Origin of the sequence: Pollutimonas rozaliensis, assembly GCF_048751585.1 — a bacterium.
GTDB lineage: Bacteria > Pseudomonadota > Gammaproteobacteria > Burkholderiales > Burkholderiaceae_B.
On the sequence record NZ_JAZHOB010000008.1, the window covers coordinates 305,240 to 324,938 of the forward strand.

At 62.4% G+C, this 19,699-nt stretch carries 16 protein-coding genes and 1 other RNA gene; 2 read left to right on the forward strand and 15 right to left on the reverse strand.

The genetic code is table 11. The features are described 5' to 3' along the window. Positions 1–11 precede the first annotated feature (11 nt). The 12 genes from V0R37_RS16680 to rnpB form a co-directional block, all read right to left on the reverse strand. The gene (locus V0R37_RS16680) at positions 12–959 is read right to left on the reverse strand and encodes a D-alanine--D-alanine ligase (RefSeq protein ID WP_420375581.1); all 948 of its coding nucleotides are present in this window, start codon (positions 957–959) and stop codon (positions 12–14) included. Beyond that, positions 956–2,362 (reverse strand): UDP-N-acetylmuramate--L-alanine ligase, encoded by a 1,407-nt coding sequence (gene murC, locus V0R37_RS16685; protein WP_420375582.1) that lies wholly within the window; start codon positions 2,360–2,362, stop codon positions 956–958. Before murC ends, V0R37_RS16680 begins: the two co-directional genes overlap by 4 nt. Then, entirely contained in the window at positions 2,359–3,432 is a 1,074-nt protein-coding gene (gene murG, locus V0R37_RS16690) for an undecaprenyldiphospho-muramoylpentapeptide beta-N-acetylglucosaminyltransferase (RefSeq protein ID WP_420375583.1), read from the reverse strand. Before murG ends, murC begins: the two co-directional genes overlap by 4 nt. Next, on the reverse strand, positions 3,429–4,622 hold the full coding sequence (ftsW, locus tag V0R37_RS16695; protein ID WP_420375584.1) for a putative lipid II flippase FtsW: 1,194 nt from the start codon (positions 4,620–4,622) through the stop codon (positions 3,429–3,431). Before ftsW ends, murG begins: the two co-directional genes overlap by 4 nt. Beyond that, complete coding sequence (gene murD / locus V0R37_RS16700) at positions 4,619–6,151, reverse strand: UDP-N-acetylmuramoyl-L-alanine--D-glutamate ligase (RefSeq protein WP_420375585.1); 1,533 nt, start codon at positions 6,149–6,151, stop codon at positions 4,619–4,621. The genes ftsW and murD overlap by 4 nt, the downstream gene beginning before the upstream one ends. Further along, the gene (gene mraY / locus V0R37_RS16705) at positions 6,148–7,320 is read right to left on the reverse strand and encodes a phospho-N-acetylmuramoyl-pentapeptide-transferase (RefSeq protein ID WP_420375586.1); all 1,173 of its coding nucleotides are present in this window, start codon (positions 7,318–7,320) and stop codon (positions 6,148–6,150) included. Before mraY ends, murD begins: the two co-directional genes overlap by 4 nt. Further along, the gene (murF, locus tag V0R37_RS16710) at positions 7,310–10,105 is read right to left on the reverse strand and encodes a bifunctional UDP-N-acetylmuramoyl-L-alanyl-D-glutamate--2,6-diaminopimelate ligase MurE/UDP-N-acetylmuramoyl-tripeptide--D-alanyl-D-alanine ligase MurF (RefSeq protein ID WP_420375587.1); all 2,796 of its coding nucleotides are present in this window, start codon (positions 10,103–10,105) and stop codon (positions 7,310–7,312) included. Before murF ends, mraY begins: the two co-directional genes overlap by 11 nt. Next, positions 10,102–11,838, reverse strand: a complete 1,737-nt coding sequence (locus V0R37_RS16715; protein ID WP_420375588.1) for a peptidoglycan D,D-transpeptidase FtsI family protein — start codon at positions 11,836–11,838, stop codon at positions 10,102–10,104. The genes murF and V0R37_RS16715 overlap by 4 nt, the downstream gene beginning before the upstream one ends. Beyond that, complete coding sequence (gene ftsL, locus V0R37_RS16720; RefSeq protein ID WP_420375589.1) at positions 11,835–12,137, reverse strand: cell division protein FtsL; 303 nt, start codon at positions 12,135–12,137, stop codon at positions 11,835–11,837. Before ftsL ends, V0R37_RS16715 begins: the two co-directional genes overlap by 4 nt. Before the next feature lie 2 nt (positions 12,138–12,139). Continuing rightward, positions 12,140–13,207 carry a 16S rRNA (cytosine(1402)-N(4))-methyltransferase RsmH gene (gene rsmH / locus V0R37_RS16725; protein ID WP_420375590.1) on the reverse strand — a complete coding sequence of 356 codons (1,068 nt, stop codon included), beginning with the start codon at positions 13,205–13,207 and terminating at the stop codon, positions 12,140–12,142. A gap of 8 nt (positions 13,208–13,215) precedes the next feature. Next, the gene (gene mraZ / locus V0R37_RS16730; RefSeq protein WP_420375591.1) at positions 13,216–13,644 is read right to left on the reverse strand and encodes a division/cell wall cluster transcriptional repressor MraZ; all 429 of its coding nucleotides are present in this window, start codon (positions 13,642–13,644) and stop codon (positions 13,216–13,218) included. Between the two features lie 261 nt (positions 13,645–13,905). After that, positions 13,906–14,313: RNase P RNA component class A (gene rnpB / locus V0R37_RS16735), an RNA gene on the reverse strand. Positions 14,314–14,376: 63 nt separating this feature from the next. Between rnpB and V0R37_RS16740 the strand changes: the two genes are divergently transcribed. Next, positions 14,377–16,185 carry an ATP-binding cassette domain-containing protein gene (locus V0R37_RS16740; protein WP_420375592.1) on the forward strand — a complete coding sequence of 603 codons (1,809 nt, stop codon included), beginning with the start codon at positions 14,377–14,379 and terminating at the stop codon, positions 16,183–16,185. Positions 16,186–16,217: 32 nt separating this feature from the next. Here V0R37_RS16740 and pyrC read toward each other — a convergent pair whose 3' ends face one another. Continuing rightward, a complete protein-coding gene (pyrC, locus tag V0R37_RS16745) occupies positions 16,218–17,279 on the reverse strand; it encodes a dihydroorotase (RefSeq protein ID WP_420375593.1) in 1,062 nt (353 codons plus the stop codon). Positions 17,280–17,309: 30 nt separating this feature from the next. Then, on the reverse strand, positions 17,310–18,509 hold the full coding sequence (locus tag V0R37_RS16750) for a M20 aminoacylase family protein (RefSeq protein WP_420375594.1): 1,200 nt from the start codon (positions 18,507–18,509) through the stop codon (positions 17,310–17,312). Between the two features lie 204 nt (positions 18,510–18,713). On the opposite strand from V0R37_RS16750, the gene V0R37_RS16755 reads away from it, so the two are divergent. Then, a complete protein-coding gene (locus V0R37_RS16755; RefSeq protein WP_264131417.1) occupies positions 18,714–18,986 on the forward strand; it encodes an SWIB/MDM2 domain-containing protein in 273 nt (90 codons plus the stop codon). Positions 18,987–19,070: 84 nt separating this feature from the next. Here V0R37_RS16755 and V0R37_RS16760 read toward each other — a convergent pair whose 3' ends face one another. Continuing rightward, positions 19,071–19,436 carry a DUF4870 family protein gene (locus tag V0R37_RS16760; protein ID WP_420375595.1) on the reverse strand — a complete coding sequence of 122 codons (366 nt, stop codon included), beginning with the start codon at positions 19,434–19,436 and terminating at the stop codon, positions 19,071–19,073. Between the last annotated feature and the right edge of the window lie 263 nt (positions 19,437–19,699).

Sequence of the window (19,699 nt, forward strand, 5' to 3'; positions counted from 1 at the left end):
ATATCTCCTGGTTAGACGGCAGGCGGCGCCTGCACTTTGCAGCACGCGGTGGACAGGATTTCCAGGCACAGCTCGGCGTAGCTCATGCCGGCCGCCTTGGCGCCCATGGGAACCAGCGAATGGCTGGTCATGCCGGGCGAGGTGTTCATTTCCAGCAGCCATGGCCTGCCGGACTCATCCAGCATGAAATCGGCGCGCCCCCAGCCTTCGCACTTCAAGGCGGTATAGGACTGTTCGGCAATGCGCTGGATGCTTGCGCTCAGTGCGGGATCCAGCGACGCCGGACATACATACTGGGTGTCGTTGGAAATATATTTGTGCTCGTAGTCGTAGTTGCCGCCAGGCGCCACGATCTCGATGATGGGCAGGGCGCGCGCCGTATTCCCCTTGCCCAAAATCGGCACGGTCAGTTCGCGGCCTTCGACGAACTGCTCGGCCAGCACCTCGCTGTCGTACAGGGCGGCAAGCTCATATGCTTTGCGCAAGCCCGCCACGCCATCCACGCGGGTCACACCCAGCGTCGATCCCTCATGGGGCGGCTTGATGATCAACGGCAGGCCCAGGCTTGCCGCGACGCGATCCAGGTCGGAATCGGGCGTCAGCACAGCATAGTCCGGCGTCGGCAAGCCTTGCTGCAGCCAAACCTTCTTGGTCATGATCTTGTCCATGGCCAGCGAGGAGGCCATCGGACCGCTGCCGGTATACGGCAATTGCAAAAGCTCCAGCGCGCCCTGCAAGGTGCCGTCTTCGCCGTGGCGGCCGTGCAAGGCAATGAAAACGCGGTCGAAGCCGGCATTGATCAGGTCCACCAGCGTGTAGCGGCCGGTGTCGAACAGGTGCGCGTCCACGCCCGCGCCGCGCAAGGCTTCATGCACGCCCTGCCCCGACATCAGCGACACCTCGCGCTCGGCGGAAGTTCCGCCGTACAAAACACCCACCCGTCCGAACTTGTCACTCATGCCTGCTCTCCAATCTGCCCGGGTACGCGGCTGATGGACCCCGCCCCCATTACCACAACGACATCGCCGTCCCGCGCGAAATCGCGAATCGCCTGCGGCAACTCGGCGACGTCTTCAACGAAAACGGGTTCAACCTTGCCCGCGACCCGCAGCGCCCGCGCCAGGGCGCGTCCATCGGCCGCCACCAGGGGCGGCTCACCGGCCGGATACACATCAGTCAGCAGAACGGCGTCCGCCTGCCCCAGCACCCGGACGAAATCCTCGAAGCAATCGCGCGTGCGCGTATAGCGGTGCGGCTGGAAGGCCAGGACGACCCGGCGATCCGGCCAGGCTCCCCGCGCGGCTGCCAGCGTGGCGGCCATCTCGACCGGGTGGTGCCCGTAGTCGTCGATGACGGTGTAGCGGCCACCGCCGCGCTGCGGCGACACGTCGAAGTCGCCCACTTGCGTGAAGCGCCGGCCCACGCCATTGAAGCTGGCCAGGGCCTTGGCTATCGCCGCATCGGGAACGCCCAGCTCGGTCGCCACGGCGATCGCCGCCAACGCGTTCAGCACGTTGTGATGGCCCGGCAGGTTCAGCGCGATCGACAAGGGCGGCAGCACGCCGGTCGCGCCTTGCCGCTGCACGTCGAAGCGCATGACCGTGCCGTCGGCTTGAACGTTCACCGCGCGAACCTGCGCTTCGGTATCGATGCCATAAGTCGTCACGGGGCGGGATACGAAGGGAATGATTTCCCGCACATTGGCGTCGTCGCCGCACAGCACGGCCGTGCCGTAGAACGGCAGCCGCTGCGTAAACTCGATGAAAGCGCTCTTCAGGCGGGCAACGTCGTGGCCGTATGTATCCATATGGTCGACGTCGATATTGGTGATCACCGCCATGACGGGAAGCAGGTTCAGGAAAGACGCATCCGACTCGTCGGCTTCGACCACAATGAATTCGCCCTGGCCAAGCCGGGCGTTGGCGCCGGCCGAATTCAGTCGGCCGCCAATCACGAAAGTGGGGTCCAGGTCGCCGGCGGCCAGCACGCTGGCCACCAGACTGGTCGTCGTCGTCTTGCCATGCGTCCCGGCCACGGCGATGCCGCGCTTAAGGCGCATCAGTTCGGCCAGCATCAGGGCGCGCGGGACCACCGGTATGCGCGCGGCGCGGGCGGCAAGGACTTCGGGATTGTCCGCCGAGACGGCCGTGGAGGTCACAATGGCGCCCGCGCCCTTGATGTTGTCCTCAACATGCCCAATGGCGATGCGCGCGCCCAGCCGCGCCAGCCGGCGCGTGACCGCCGTATCCTGAATGTCGGAACCACTGATGGCATAGCCCAGGTTCAGCAGGACCTCGGCGATCCCGCTCATGCCCGAGCCGCCTATTCCCACAAAATGTATGCTCTGAATTCGGTGTTTCACGCCTGCCTCCTGGCAACTTGTTCGCATGCATCGGCGATTTGCCCGGTCGCGTTCAGTCGGGCATGCTCGTGCGCATGCTCGGCCACCTGTGCAAGCTGCGCGCGGCTGATGCCGCGCAGCCATTCCGCCAGCCATTGCGTGGTCAAACCGGACTGCTCCCGCAGCCATCCGCCCTGGCAGTCGCTCAGGTAGCGTGCATTGGCGGTCTGATGGTCGTCGATCGCATGGGGCAGCGGCACGAACAGCGCGGCTACGCCCACGGCCGCCACTTCGGCCACCGTCATGGCGCCCGCCCGGCAAATCACCACATCCGCGTCGGATAGCGCGGCCGCCATATCGTCGATGAACGCGTGGCATACCGCCTGCACGCCCACTTTTTCATAGCTTGCTCGCAAAGCCGCAAGGTGCTGCTCGCCCGCTTGGTGAGTAACCAGCGGCCGCTCTTCATTTCGCAATTGCGCCAGTGCCTGGGGGACCGCTTGGTTCAATGCGGCCGCGCCAAGGCTTCCTCCCACCACCAGCAAGCGTAGCGGACCCTGCCGCGCCGCATAGCGTTCCGCGGCGGGCGCCACCCGCGCCAGCGCCTGCCTGACCGGATTACCCACCATGACCGCGCCGGGCAAGGCGCCCGGAAAGCCGACCAGCACCTTGCCGGCCAGCTTGGCCAGCCAGCGATTGGCGGTCCCGGCCACGGCGTTCTGCTCGTGAATCACGACGGGTATGCGGCTCAAAGCGGCCATGATGCCGCCGGGAACGGCGACATAGCCGCCCATGCCCAGCACAACATCGGGCCTGATTCGCGCCAGATGGCGCCGTGCTTGCAGGCAGGCACGGGCAAGGGTAAATGGCAGCTTCAACAGCGCCAGAGGGCCTTTGCCCCGCAAGCCCGAAAAACGCACAGGCACAAGTTCGAACCCCTGGGGCGGCACAAGACGTCCTTCCATGCGGTCGGGGTGGCCCATCCACATCACAGTCCATCCGCGCGCCTTCATTTCATGAGCCACGGCCAGTCCGGGCATGATATGCCCGCCTGTCCCGCCCGCCATGATCAGCAAGGTATTCGCGCTCATGTCCTCTTGCCTCGCATAAGGTTGCGATTCTCAAAGTCGACCCGGAACAGCAAGGCCATCGACACCAGATTCATGACTATGCCAGTGCCGCCATAGCTCACCATGGGCAAGGTCAGGCCCTTGGTGGGCAACAGGCCCAGGCAGACTCCTATATTGATGAAGCACTGCACGCCGAACCACAAGGCCACGCCCTGCGCGACCAGCCCGTTGAATATGCGTTCCATGGCAATCGCCTGCCGCCCGATCTCGAAACTGCGCCAAACCAGGAAACCGAACAGGCCGATAAGGAAGATGATTCCGACGAAACCCAGTTCCTCGCCGATAACGGCGACGATGAAATCGGTGTGCGCCTCGGGCAGATAATGCAATTTTTCGATGCTGGCGCCCAGCCCCACGCCGAACCACTCGCCGCGCCCCAGTGCGATCAGGGAATGCGACAGCTGATAGGCGCTGCCATAGGCGTTCTCCGGATTCCATGGATCCAGATATACGAACAAGCGCTCGCGCCGCCAGGGCGACAACCAGATAAGCAGCAAAAAGCTGCCGACCAGTATGAACAGCAAGGCGGAGAACAGCTTTCCGTTGATGCCGCCAATGAAGAGAATGCCCACGGCAATGGCCACGATGACCATAAAGGCGCCCAGGTCCGGTTCAAGCAGCAGCACCATGCCCACCACCGCCAGCGCGCAGGCCATGGGCAGGAAGCCGCGCACGAAATTTTGCATATGCTCTTGCTTGCGCACGGTGTAGTCGGCCGCATAAAGCAGCACGGCAACTTTCATGAGCTCCGAAGGCTGGAAGTTGATGGGACCCAGCGGCAGCCAGCGCCGCGCACCGTTGACCTCGCGCCCCACGCCCGGAATCAGGACAATCAGCAGCAGAAGCAGGCAAAGCAGGAAAAGCGGGACAGCGAACTTCTGCCAGACCTGCATGGGAATGCTGACGGCGCACAGCGCGCAGAACAGGCCTATCAGTATGAACACGCCATGGCGAAGCACGAAGTAGAAACGGCCATAGCTTTCGTAGCGCGGTCCATCGGCCAGGGCAATGGAGGCGGAATAGACCATCAGCAAGCCGAACAGGACCAGGGTGGCGGCGACGATCAGCATCGAAATGTCGAAACTGGGCATCGTCGTGCGTCCGGGCCGCACGGCGTTCACCCCGGAGTTCAGGTCGGCGAACAGGCTCATGCGACCTCCCCTTGGCCAAGGGCCAGTTCCTGAACCTCATCGACGAAGCAACGCCCGCGATGGCCGTAATTCTTGAACATGTCCATGCTGGCGCATGCCGGCGAAAGAAGAACGGTATCGCCCGGCTGTGCCAGGCCGAAGCCCGCCCGGACCGCATCGGCCATCGTGGCGGCGTGCTTCACCGGGACACCCGAGGGCGCCAGAGCCTGCTCAATGATGGCGGCGTCCTGGCCGATGAGCACCAGGGCGCGCGCATGTTCGCGCACCACCCGGATCAGCGGCGTAAAGTCCTGGCCCTTCCCCAATCCGCCGGCAATCAGCACCGCCGGCGACTCCATGCCGTCCAGCGCGGCGACCGTGGCTCCCACGTTCGTGCCCTTGCTGTCGTCGACGAAATCCACACCGCCGATACTGCGCACAAATTCGGTGCGATGCGGTTCGCCGGCGTAGTCCCGCAGGGCGTGCAGCATATTGGCCCAACCCAGCCCCAGGCTGCGAACCAGCGCCAGCGCGGCCAGCGCATTCAATGCGTTATGCAAACCGCGAACGTGCAATGCATCGGCCGGCATCAGCTTCGTCGGCCGCCCGGCCGCCCGCTGCGGCGCCTCCTGGTTCTTTTTCCGTTTCGTCGACGCAACCGGCATGTCGAAGTCGGCGGCATCCGCCGCCGTCAGCCATAACATGCCGTTATCGCTTTCCAGGCCCAGGTCGCCCTCGAGTTCGGGGCGGCCGCGGCCAAAACTGCGCACGGCGGGCGAATTGACGGTTTCCACCATGCCGGCCACCAGCGGGTCGTCGCGATTGACGATAGCCACGCGGGAGCATTGCAATAACTTGGCCTTCGCGGCCGCGTAGGCCTGCATGCTTCCATGCCAGTCCAGGTGATCCTGGGTCACATTCAGCACGACAGCCGCGTCGGGCGCAAGCGTGTGCGTGCCTTCGAGCTGAAAGCTCGATAATTCCAGCACCCACACATCGGGTAATTGATTCGTGTCCAGCGCATCGCGCAGCGCCGTCAGCGCCGCCGGGCTGATGTTTCCGGCCGCCTTGGCCGACAGCCCGCAGGCCTGCGCCAGCTGACGCGCCATGGCGGTGACCGTCGTCTTGCCATTGGTGCCGGTAACCGCCAGAACCTTGGGGCTGTAGCCCTGCTCCGACATATCGGCAAGCGCGCGCGCAAATAGCTCGATTTCGCCTACCACCTGGATCTGCCTGTTCTGGGCCAGCGCCAAGAAAGATTTCACAGGCTCATGCAAGGGCGACAGGCCCGGGCTCAGGACAATGGTATGCACATCCTGCAAGGCGGCTTCGTCAAACACATCCTCGCCGCCCAGCCGGAAATCGACGCGCGACGCATCCAGCTCCGATCGCAAGCCGGGCAGGCCGCCCGGCTCGGCCCGCGTGTCCAAAACCCGCAGGCGCGCTCCGTGCCGCGCGCACCACAGCGCAGCGGCCACGCCCGTCTCGCCCAGGCCCAGAATCAGGGTCAAGCCGTCGACGCGCACCGAAGGGAAAGACATTGTATTCATCGCAGTTTCAAACTTGCCAAGCCGATCAGCACCAGCATCATGCTGATAATCCAGAATCGCACCACCACTTGGGTTTCCTTCCAGCCGCTTACCTCGAAGTGGTGGTGCAGCGGGGCCATGCGGAAGATCCTCCGCCCCTCGCCATATCTTTTTTTCGTGTACTTGAACCATGCCACCTGCATCATCACCGAAAGGGTCTCAACCACGAACACTCCGCCCATGATGAACAGCACGATTTCCTGGCGCACGATGACAGCGATGGTTCCCAGCGCACCGCCCAAAGCCAGGGCGCCCACATCGCCCATGAACACCTGGGCCGGATAGGCGTTGAACCATAAAAAGGCCAGCCCCGCGCCGGCGATCGCCGCGCACAGGACCATCAGCTCGGAAGCGCCCGGTATATAAGGGAAAAGCAGGTATTTGGAGTAATCGACCCGACCCACCACATAGGCGAAAATACCCAGCGCGCTGCCCACCATGACGGTGGGCATGATCGCCAGGCCATCCAGGCCGTCGGTCAGGTTGACGGCATTGCTGGATCCCACGATGACCAGCCAGGTCAACGCCACGAAGCCGAACACGCCCAGGGGATAGCTGACGCTCTTGAAAAACGGCACGATCAGGTCGGCGCGAGTGGGCAACGGCATGGTAAAGCCGCTCAGCACCCAATCCCTGAACAAAGGCCATAGTTCCGCGTTGGCGGGCGCCGATACGGCGAAGCTGAGATAGACCGCGGCAATGATGCCGATCAGCGCCTGCCAGAAAAACTTGCGGCGCGAAGACATGCCTTCCGGATCACGATTGACCACCTTCTTATAGTCGTCGGCCCAGCCTATCCAGCCGAAGCCGAAGGTCACCAGCAGCACCACCCACACGAAACGATTAGTCCAGTCCGCCCACATCAGGGTGCTCACGCCTATCGCGATCAGGATCAGCGCCCCGCCCATGGTGGGCGTTCCGTTTTTCTGCAAGTGTGATTCGGGGCCGTAGGCGCGCACGGCCTGGCCGATTTTCAGCTCGGTCAGCTTGCGGATCACGCGGGGACCCGCGAACAGGCCAATCAGCAGGGCTGTCCCGCAAGCCAGCACGGCGCGGAACGTAATGTATTCGAACACGCTGAAAGCGCGTATGTGTGAATCGGACAGCCAGCGCGCCAGTTCAAGTAGCATGGCGAACCCCTTCTTCGTGGTTTATTAAATATTCTTCCAGCGCCCGCACTACGCGCTCCATCCGGGTGCTGCGCGATCCCTTGACCAGGATATTGGCCGGAGTCAGCGTAAACAGGTAGGGATTCAGTTTTTCCATGGAATCGAAGGCGCGGGCGTTGGCTCCGAACGCCTGGGCGGCATGGACGCTGGCGGGACCGAAAGCCAGCAATACATCGATACCGCGCTCGCGGGCATAATCGCCGACCTCCGCATGCATGGCGGGGCCGTTCTGGCCGACTTCGCCCATATCGCCCAGCACCAGCACTTTTCTGCCTGCCAATTGCGCCAGCACATCAATGGCGGCGCGCACCGAATCGGGATTCGCGTTATAGGTATCGTCGATCAGCTGGAAACCTCCCGCCAGCTTGCGCGGCTGCATGCGCCCGGCCACCGGGTTGAAGGCTTCCAGGCCCTCCACGATGGCGGACAGCGATACTCCCGCGCACAAGGCGCAAGCCGCCGCGGCAAGCGCATTGCGCAAGTTGTGCACCCCCGGCGCGGACAGAACCAGCCCGGCATTGCCCACGGGAGTATGGATCTGGCAAAGCGTGCGTGTCGGTTCCGCATGTATCTGGTCGGCATGGACCTCAAAGCCCGCATCGAAGCCAAAGCGCAGCACCTGGCGGCCTCCGGCCATCCGGGTCCACAAATCCGTATAGGCATCGTCGCCGGGAAAGACGGCCATGCCGCTGTCGGGCAGCGCTTCCAGTACCGATCCGTTCTCCAGCGCCACAGCCTCCACGGTATGCATGAACTCCTGATGCTCGCGCTGGGCGTTGTTCACCAAGGCCACCGTGGGCTGCGCCACATCGGCCAGCAGGGATATTTCGCCGGGATGATTCATACCGAGTTCGAACACGGCGGCCAGATGCCCGCGATTCAGGCGCAGCACCGTCAGGGGAACGCCTATATCGTTATTCAGGTTGCCGCGCGTGGCCAGGCTGCCGTCTTGACCCAGCGCCTGCCGGAGTATCGACGCAATCATTTCCTTAGTGGTGGTCTTGCCGTTGCTTCCCGTCACGCCGATGACCGGCAGCTGGAACAAGCGCCGCCAGGCCGTGGCGATGCGCAGCAAGGCCTGGCGCGTATCGCCGAGCACGAACTGCGGCAACTGGACCGAAGCGTCGCGCCGCGCGACGATGGCCGCGCAGGCGCCCGCGGCAAGCGCGGTGGCCAGATAATCGTGCCCATCGAACGCATCGCCCTTCAGCGCCAGAAACATCTGGCCCTCATCCAGGGTACGCGTATCGGAAGACAGCCTGGAATCCTGCAGGAACGTCAGGGCGAACCGGGCCCATTCGCGGTCGTCGAACGGCGCGCGCACGCCTTGCGATTCCTGATAGGTCTCATGGCCCTTGCCCGCCAGCAGCACGACATCGTCGGGACCGGCGCTCCAGATGGCCGACAGGATGGCAAGCGCCCTGTCCTCTTCGATCCGGGGCGCCAGCGGCATGCCCGATATGATCTGCTCGATGATGTCTCGCGGGGCTTCGACGCGCGGGTTGTCATTGGTCAAGATCACGACATCGGCGCGCTCGGCCGCGATGCGGCCCATGATGGGGCGCTTGCCGATGTCGCGGCTGCCTCCGCAGCCGAATACGCACACCAGCTTGCCGCCGCGCACCGCCGCCACATCGCGCAAGGCGCGCAGCGCGCGCTCCAGCGCGTCGGGCGTATGCGCATAATCGACCACCACCATGGGGGCCGCCCGGACAGCGCCGGCACGCGCCAACGGCTCGACAATCTGCAAGCGGCCCTGCACCGAACTCAGGGTCGCCAGCACCCGCGCCACTTTGGACAAATCCCAGCCCAGCTCCTGCAACACCCCCGCAACCAGCAATAGATTGGAAATATTGTGTTCGCCAACCAGACGCGTCAACAACTGGGCCGCGCCATCACGGGTGCGCAGATTGAAAACCAATCCGTAGGGCCCCGCCTGTATCTCTTCCGCCCGCACATCGGCGTCAAGCCCGGGCTGCATGGAATACGAAACCGCCATTTCCGCAGGCAGGACCCGCAACAGCTCTGCGCCCGCGGGGTCATCGGCATTGACAACGGCGCGGCGCAAACCGGGCCAGCCGAAGAGCGCGAACTTGGCCTGCCTGTAATTTTCCAGCGTGTGGTGATAATCAAGGTGATCGTGCGTCAGGTTGGTGAACGCGGCGATATCGATGCGCACATGGCTCAAGCGGCCCTGCACCAAGCCGATGGACGACGCCTCCAGTGCAACGGCTGCCGCGCCGGCATCGCGCATGACGGCCAGGCTGCGATGCATGGTCAGGACATCCGGGGTGGTCAAGGAACCGCCCAGATTCTCGCCGCTGGGCAGCGATACGCCCAGAGTGCCCACGGTACCGCAAGGAATTCCTTCGGCGTTCAGTGCCGCCGCCAGCCATTGGACGCAACTGGTCTTGCCATTGGTGCCCGTCACGGCAACGACGGACAAGGCCGTCGAGGGCTCGCCGTACCATAGATGCGCGACTTCGCCCAACTGCTCCGCAAGCTGAGGGACCTCCAGGATGGGAATCTCCACCCCCGGCGCGGCGCCGGAGGCGCCATCGCCATGCAAGACTATTGCGGCAGCGCCAAGCTCGACGGCACGCTGAATATAAAGACGTCCATCGCTGGCTAGCCCCGGGCATGCAAAAAACACATCGCCAGCTTGAAGCTGGCGCGTATCCAGGCACAAATGCGCCTTGCGGGCGACATGCCTGTTCAGCCATGAAATGATCTCTTGCGCTCTCATCGCGGCTTCTCACCGTTGGGGCCGACGGCCACCAGCGACTCGATCGGCGCATCCGGCTGCACGCCAAGGCGGCGCAGGCTGCTGGACACGACATCGGCGAACACCGGCGCGGCCACCCGGCCGCCGTAGTAGCCATTGGAATGCGGCTCGTCTATCGTGATCGCCACGACGATGCGCGGATTGGATACCGGGGCGAAGCCGACGAAAGATCCGCGATAAAGCGAGGTGCTGTATTTGCCGTTGACGATCTGCCTTGCCGTGCCGCTCTTGCCCGCGACCCGGTAGCCCTGCACTTGTGCAAGCTTGGCGCCGTCAGGGCCGGCCGCCGCTTCCAGCATGGCACGGATTTGCGCGGACACCTGGGGCGTATAGACCTGTACGCTGGTCGGCTTGCCTTCGCGCTTGAGCAGGGTCAAGGAAACCATGTCGCCATTGCGCGCGAAGGCCGTATAGGCATGGGCGATCTGCAGCAGCGAGACAGACAGGCCATAGCCGTAAGCCATGGTGGCGCGCTCGATCGGGCGCCAGCGCTCCCAGGGGCGCAACCGGCCCGACGCCACTCCGGGAAAATTCGCCTGCGGCGCGCGGCCAAAACCCAGCTCAGTGAATTTGGTCCACATCTCCTGGGATGTAAGGCGTTCGGAAATCATGGTCATGCCGATATTGCTGGAACGCCGCAGGATGCCCGCGACATTCAGGGTGCCGTTGCGGCTGACATCGGAAATGGTGGAACCCTGGTAGCGGTAATGGCCGTTGCCCGTATCGAACAGCGTGGATGTCGTTATGCGTTTGATGTCCAGCGCCAGGGCCGCCGTGAACGGCTTCATGATGGAACCGGGCTCGAAAGTGTCGGTGATCGCGCGATTGCGCAGAGCCGGTCCCTTTCGATCGTCGCGATCATTGGGATCGTAAGTAGGCAGGTTGACCAGCGCCAGCACTTCGCCCGTGCGCACGTCGATCACGATGCCGGCCCCCGCCTTGGCCTTGTGCTCTTCAAGCGCCTTCTTCAGGGCCGTGAAGGTATCGAACTGCAGGCCCGCGTCGATCGACAGCATCAGGTCCTGCCCATCCACGGGCGGGATGATGGCCTGCACGTCTTCCACCACGCGGCCCAGCCTGTCCTTGATGACGCGGCGCGAGCCCGGCCGGCCGGACAGCTCTGAATTGAACGCCAGCTCGACGCCCTCGATTCCCTTGTCTTCGATATTGGTAAAGCCGATCACATGGGCCGCAATATCGCCTTCCGGGTAAAAGCGGCGCATCTCGGCCTGCTGATGAAATCCCGGCACTTTCATATGCTTGATTTCATCCGCGATATCGACCGACACCTGGCGCTTGATGTAGACAAAGTTCTTGTCCTCGTCCGCCAGCCGGCTTTTAATGTCCTTGACCGACATGCCCAGCAGCTTGCCAAGCTTGGCAAGCTGCGCGCCGCTCGCCTGATTCGCGTCCTCGGGAATGGCCCAGATGGCGCGCACAGGCACGCTGGAGGCCAGCACCACCGACCCGCTGCGATCGAATATTTTCCCGCGCGTCGCCGGCAGCACCAGGGTCCGTTCGTAGCGCCGCTCGCCCTGCTGTTGCAGGAACTCTGTGGACAGGCCCTGCAAGTACAAGGCCTTCACACCCAAGGCGGAAAACCCCAGCATCAGCAGAATCAGCACCAGCCGGGAACGCCACAAAGGCATCTGCACATTCAGCACCGGGCTATCGTAAAAGCGAACGCGCTTCATGGCTGGTCCTCCCCGCGTGCCGCCGGGGCGGCAGGCGCCTGGCCTTTGATGTACAAGGTTCTGTCAGGCGTGGCCGTAACCATTTCCAGCTCTTGCCGTGCCGCGCCGTCGATGCGCGCATTGCGCGCCAATTCGGCTCGCTCCAGTTGCAGGCGGCGCCAGTCGGTGTCGAGTTCGCGCGCCTTGTCCTCAAGCCTGTCGGCCTGCACGAACAACTGGCGGGACTGGAATCGGGCCGTTACCAATGAAAGAGCTGAAATCATCAGCAGGCAGGCGAAGAGCAGGCTCAGGCGACCCATGATCAACGCCCCTTCCTGGACTGCGCCGTCGGCGCCACCAGATTCATGGCTTTGACAAAGGACGCTCCCTGGTCGGCCGGCAGCGGCGTCGACGTGCGCTCGGCCACACGCAGCACCGCGGACCTGGCCCGGACGTTCTCTTTGGCTTCTTCGTCGCTGGGCAAAACGCGGCCCAGGGAGTTGAGTATGGGCTGGGGCATGTCCTTCTCGAAAATCGGCAGGCGCGCATGCACCGCAGCCGGCCTGGCGGCCGATGCGATGCACTGCTTGACCATGCGGTCTTCAAGAGAATGGAAGCTGATCACCGCCAAACGCCCTCCCGGCGCTAGAACTTTCAGGATTGCCGTGAGGGCGAGCGCGAGCTCCTGGAGTTCTTGATTGAGGTAAATCCGTATAGCCTGAAAGGTACGAGTGGCCGGATGCTGGCCCTTTTCGCGCGTACGGACGACACTGGCGACGAGCTCGGCGAGGTCGAGCGTTGTGCGCAGCGGCCTGGATTCGCGGCGAGCAATAACCGCCTTTGCAATCTGGAAAGCAAACCGTTCTTCGCCATATTTAGCTATGACCTCCTTTAATTCCTCAAGACCGGCTTGTGCCAGCCATTGCTCAGCGGTAGGACCGCTGCTGGTATCCATCCGCATATCCAGCGGGCCTTCCCGCATGAACGAGAACCCCCTGCTGGCGTCATCGATCTGAGGGGATGAGATTCCCAGATCCAGCATTACGCCATCGACCTTCTCAATACCCAGCTCCGCCAGCCTTTCCGGCATCGCCGCAAAACCGCTATGCACCACAACCACGCGGCTGTCCTCGCGTTGCAAGGCCTGCGCCACGGCTATGGCTTCCGGATCCTTGTCGAAAACCACCAGCCTGGACTGCGGCGACAGGCGGGACAGCAACAAGCGGCTGTGCCCACCGCGCCCGAAGGTGCCATCCACGAACACGCCATGCGCCTGCTCCGTCGATCCGGCCGAAGCCGCCTTGCCACGCTTGCCCTTGGCCCCGAAATCAGGATCAACGAGAGCGTTGACCGCAGGCTCCAGCAGCACGGATCGATGAGAGAACTCCATAGTCAGGTTCAGAATGTAAATTCTTCCAGGGCTTCGGTCATGCCCTTGGCAAGGTCTTCCGCTTCGCGACTCGCCCATGCGGCGACATCCCACAATTCGAAATGATTGCCCATGCCCAGCAGCATGACCTCACGGGTGAGGCTGGCCGCGGTGCGCAGTTCGGGCGCGACCAGAATTCGGCCGGCGCCGTCCATTTCCACATCCTGGGCATTGCCCAGCAGCAAGCGCTGCAAGGGGCGGGCTTTCATGGGGAGCTTTGCGACTTCCTGGCGTTTCTGTTCCCACACGGGACGCGGATAGACCAGAAGGCAGCCGTCGGGATGACGTGTGAGGGTCAGACGTCCCTCGACCTGGGAAACGAGCGCGTCACGATGCCGGGTCGGAATGGAGATCCGACCCTTGGCATCCAATGTGAGAGCACTGCTACCCTGAAACACGTTTTTTCCCCACTTTTTTGCACAAAATCCTACTTTTCCCCACTCTACGGTAAGGATTGCAAGAGGTCAAGCGCAAAGTTGCAATTTTTTCAATTACAACAAGTACTTAGCGCCATTTCCAAACGGAGGCGGCAGAAAAATACGTAGAGAAATCAAGAAATTGGCGAAGCAAGTGCAAGTCGTTTATCAGATCCACGGCGCCAATTCGGGGCCGAGCTTTGCAATTGCTCACAGTTGGCATGGAAATGGATGGGGAAGAAGGTGTGAGACAGGCCTTTAGGCCGGATTCTGTACACCGGGCAAGCCCGGCGGGCAATCATTCCTCTGGGCGTTGCATTGCTGCAGCGCTCTAGCCATCTACCCGCATGCTCGAGCGAGCCGCTCTTTCGGCCCGAGGGCCGGCGCATGCCTATTTGATGTTGCTCCGGGTAGAGGTTGCCGCGTTTCACCCTGCGGCGCCGTACCGGTTTCCCGGCACGCGGCACGGAGATGGCCGTGTCGGTGCATGAAAACATGCCCGCGCCGCAGACTCGTCTCTGTGGCCCTATTCCTCGGCTTGCCGGCACACCAGGTGCACCGCCTTGCCGGACGGCCGTTAGCCGCTACCCCGCTCTATGGAGTCCGGACCTTCCTCGATGCCATAAGCACCGCGATTGCCCAGCCTGCCTCACCGCTGCATTGTAACCTGCGACAATAGTGTCTTTACCAATCAATGACTGGCTCTGTTTTAATATGGCTGCGACTACCCTTATCACGCTCAGCGATGCCCAGCTCGCATACGGGCATCACCCCCTGCTGGATCATGCCGATCTTGCCATCCAGCCCGGCGAGCGTATCGGACTCATCGGCCGCAACGGCGCAGGAAAATCATCGCTGCTGCGCGTGCTGGACGGCCGGACGGCGCTGGACGACGGCGAAGTCATGCGCCTGGGCGGCCTGCGCACCGCAACGGTCGAGCAGGAGCCCAGCCTGGATAATGACCTGACCGTGTTCGATACGCTCTGCGGAGACGTGACCGAAAGCGAAGACTGGCAGCGCCCTTCGCGCGTCAACGCCCTGATCGAACAGCTGGGCCTGGATGGGCAGTCCCGCATCGAAGGCTTGTCCGGCGGGATGCGCAAGCGGGTCGCGCTCGCGCGCGCCCTGGCCGAGGAACCCGACCTGCTGCTGTTGGACGAGCCCACCAACCATTTGGACTTCATCGGCATTGCATGGCTGGAAAACCTGCTCCTCAATGCCCGTTGCAGCGTCGTCATCATTACTCATGACCGGCGCTTCCTGGATGCGGTTTCCACCCGCATCGTCGAACTCGATCGCGGCAAGCTCTTCAGCTTTCCAGGCAATTTCACCCAATGGCAGCAACGCAAGGCGGAATGGCTGGAAGCCGAAAAGCAACAGAACGCCAAGTTCGATAAAGTCCTTGCGCAAGAAGAAGTTTGGATACGCAAAGGGGTCGAAGCCCGCCGCACGCGCAACGAAGGGCGGGTGCGGCGCCTGGAGCAGTTGCGCCGTGAGCGCTCGTCGCGGCGCGAACGCCAAGGCAATGTCAATCTGGCAGTGGCCGAAGGCCAGCGCTCCGGTAAGCTGGTCGCCGAACTGGAGCACGTATCGCACAGCTACGGCGACCTGGTGGTCATCGATGACCTGTCCACCACCATCCTGCGCAAGGACCGCATAGGCCTGATCGGACCGAATGGTGCCGGCAAGACCACACTCCTGAAAATCATCCTGGGCGAGCTCAAGCCCGACAGCGGCCAGGTACGCCTGGGCACGAATCTTACGGTGGGCTACTTCGACCAGATGCGCTCGCAACTGGACGAGAACGCGACGCTGGCCGACACCATCAATCCCGGCAGCGAATGGATCGAGATCGGCAACCAGCGCAAGCATGTCATGAGCTATCTCGAAGATTTCCTGTTCCCCGCGGCGCGTGCCCACTCGCCGGTGCAAAGCCTGTCCGGCGGAGAGCGGGCGCGGCTGGTGCTGGCACGCATGTTCGCCCGTCCGACCAACGTGCTGGTACTGGATGAACCCACCAACGACCTGGATATCGAAACGCTGGAGCTTCTGGAAGAGCTTCTGCAGGATTACCCCGGCACCGTGCTGCTGGTCAGCCACGATCGGGAATTCCTGAACAATGTGGTCACCCAAACCATCGCGGCCGAAGGCAATGGCCAGTGGCGCGAATATGTGGGCGGCTATGATGAATGGCTGGCGCAACGCCCCAGCCAGGCCGCTTCGGAAGCCGAGGAAAGCAAAGCCCGGAAAAAGGAAGCCGCAGCCGCTGAAAAGCCACGGCCGGCCAAAGCCTCCCGCATCACCTCTTGGGAGCTGCGCGAACTGGAAGGCATCCCCGACACGATCGCCCAGCTGGAATCCAAACAGACGGAACTCGCCGGCAAACTGGCCGACGGCAGCCTTTACCGCGACGCGCCCGCCGAGGTCGAAGTCATCAACGACCAACTGCACGCCATAGAACAGCAGTTAAGCGCCCTGTTCACCCGCTGGGAGGCCCTGGAGGAAAAACGCAGCGCCACTTGAACAGGGCCGGGCGCCGTTTGCCTTGGAAGGCCTTATGCCAGGGCCTTCCAGCCCAGCGATTCGCCCGCGGCCAGCGGCACGACGGATGAATCCGCCATGGGCAATTCCTCGGGTATCGAATAAGGCTGGCGTTGCAGCGTCAGTTTCCCCTGGTTGACCGGCAACCCGTAGAAGGCCGGCCCATTGAGGCTGGCAAAGGCTTCAAGGCGATCCAGGCGGCCCACCGACTCGAACGCGGTGGCATACAGCTCCATGGCATGCAGGGCCGTATAACAGCCTGCACAGCCGCAGGCATGCTCTTTCAAGCCTTTCGGGTGCGGCGCGCTGTCCGTTCCCAGGAAGAAGCGATCGCTTTGGCCGGTCGCGGCATCGAGCAGCGCCTGCCGATGCGTCTCCCTTTTCAGCACCGGCAGACAGTACCAATGCGGCCGTATCCCGCCCTGGAACAAGGCATTGCGGTTATACAGCAAATGGTGTGCGGTGATCGTGGCGGCCACGGGTCCCTGCGCCTGGCGCACGTAATCGACGCCTTCGCGGGTGGTAAGGTGCTCGAATACCACCTTCAGCTCGGGAAACTCCCGCCGCAGCGGGATCATGACCCGGTCAATGAAAACCGCTTCACGATCGAATAGATCGATCGCCGGGTCGGTTACCTCGCCGTGCACCAGCAGCGGCATGCCCAGGCGCTGCATGGCCTCGAGGGCCTTCGCGCAGCGCCCCAGCAAATCGGTCACACCGGCGTCGGAATTCGTCGTGGCGCCGGCCGGGTAAAGCTTGATGCCATGCACCGCGGCGGACTCGCTGGCAGTGAGCACCTCCTGTGCGCTGGTGTTATCGGTAAGGTACAAAGTCATCAAAGGCGTGAATGCCGCCTGTTCGATGCTCGCGCGATCCAGAGCCGCGCGAATGCGGTCGCGGTAAGCCAGAGCCTGCGCAGTGTTGATTACGGGCGGCTTCAGGTTAGGCATGATGATCGCACGCGCGAACTGCCGCGCCGTATCGGCCACAACCGAATCCAGCACGGCGCCATCGCGCAAGTGCAGGTGCCAGTCGTCGGGACGGGTAATCGTTATGGTATCTGTATTGCTGAACATTGAATCCAATCTATTTATAAGAAACGCACCCTAAGGCTGCGTGGACAACGGCATGCTGCGTTCGACCAGGCGGCAGAACATGGCGCTGCCCGCCGGAATGACCGCATCGTTGAAGTCGAAAGCGGAATTATGCAGTACGCAGCCTTTCTCCGCTCCGCCTTGCCCCAGCCGGAAATAGGCTCCGGGCCGCTGTTGCAGCATGAAAGAAAAATCCTCCGACCCCATGGACGGCACCAGGTTGGACACCACCATATCGGCGCCGAACAGCTCGGTGGCGACATCGGCCACAAACTCGGCATGCTCGGGCGTGTTCACTGTGGCGGGAAACAGGCGATGATAACGGAAATCGATGGTGGCCTTGAAGGCGGCGGCGATCCCTGCCACGACCTCTTCCATGCGCTGTATCACCTGCTCCTGCACCACAGGGCTGAAGGTGCGCACTGTGCCGACCATGCGGGCGTCCTTGGGAATGACATTCATGGCCTGCAGGTTGCCGGCATTCACGGCGGCCACCGTGACGACCGCCGATTCGGGCGCGGGAACGTTGCGCGAGACGATGGTCTGCAAAGCGGTGATCAACTGGGCGGCGATCACCACAGGATCGTTCGTCTGGTACGCGTGCGCGCCGTGCCCGCCCCGCCCCTGTATATGGATTTCGAAGTGATCGGCCGCGGCCATCATGGGGCCCGGGTTCACACCGATGACACCGGGGGGCAGGCCCGGCCAATTATGCAAGGCATAGATGGCTTCGCAGGGAAAGCGTTCGAACAGTCCGTCGTCCAGCATGGCCTTGGAGCCGCCCAAGCCCTCTTCAGCGGGCTGGAATATCAGCACCACCCGGCCATCGAAGTTACGCGTCTCGGCCAGATAGCGCGCCGCACCCAGCAGCACCGTGGTGTGCCCATCGTGCCCGCAGGCGTGCATGACACCCGGATTCGTGGACGCGTAAGGGACGTCGCCCTGCTCGAGTATGGGCAAGGCGTCCATGTCGGCGCGCAGGCCTATGGAGCGCCCGCTGGTATTGCGTTTGCCGTCCAGCACGCCCACAACCCCGGTCTTCCCCACATTGCGGTGCACCTGGTAACCCAGGGCGGAAAGCGCGTTTGCCACAAGGCTGGAGGTTCTGACCTCCTGGAAGCCAAGCTCGGGGTGCGCATGGATGTCTTGCCGGAAAGCCGTCAAATCCGCATGGAAATGGCTAATCGCCTCAAAAACACGCTTTGCATACATCGACTGAATACTCCTGGAAGGGGCGCTCCCACCTGCGCTTTGCAAGCCAAAACATTACCATAAGGCGCCGCACGCCATAAGTTTTTTTATGAGCCCCGGTTTTCGCGACATATCCTTGTGCACAAATTGCTTTGTCTTTCCCGGATTCTCACGTTATGCTGCTGGGGAAACGTTTTTATCAACTATCAGTTAGGAGCCCTATTCATGGCAACAACCGAGAAACCCGCCCGTAAACCCAATGCGGCGTTCATGAAGCCACTTACCCCTAGCGCTACCTTAGCTGCCATTATCGGTCCCGAGGCAGTCCCACGCACCGAAGTCACCAAGAAAATCTGGGACTACATCAAGAAACACGATCTGCAAGATCCAAAAAACCGCCGCAACATCAATGCCGACGCCAAACTGCGTCCTTTGTTCGGAAAAGACCAGGTCTCGATGTTCGAGCTGACCAAGCTGGTAAGCGGCCACCTGAAGTAAATCGCTATCGGGCGCCCAGCCCGCAAGATAAAAAAACGCTGCCTGGCAAGAAAACCGGGCAGCGTTTTTTTTATGGGCGCAATCTTAGTATTCGGCTACTGGAGGCAGGCCTGAAAGCAGCGCCAGCCAACCCTTGATGATGCGGTACACGATCCAGATCAGCGCGATAAGGCCGGTGATCCAGCCTATGAAGATAAAGGTTGCCAGAGCGCTGAGCACCACCCACAGCAACCCCCACCAGAAGGTCTTGATGACCCAGTCGAAATGGTTGGCGTATACGGTTCCCGCAGCGTCCCCGCGCTTCAGGTAGGCCAGCACAACGGCGGCAATGGTCGCTACCCCGAAAAAGCCGGCACTAAGCAGGCCCAGAGCGAACAGGCCATAAATAAGGTGCGTCAGGTTGCGCGTCGACATGCCCTTGCCGTCTTCTGGCGGATACGCCTGGGTCATACAAACCTCCGGAGAAACAAAAATAAGGTAAACCGCTTGCTGGCGGATCGCCAATCAATGTTGCATTTTACCCGACTTGGAAGCTTTTCATATACCGGGTCGGGGGAGGATGGGGCAGCGGTGTGTGTGGGGTGGGTGGCGCTAAAAACAAAACCCCCCGCCTATGGAGGGGCGGGGGGTGTTGAGCAATAAGAGCCTGACGATGACCTACTTTCACAGACGTACGTCCACTATCATCGGCGCGAAGGCGTTTCACGGTCCTG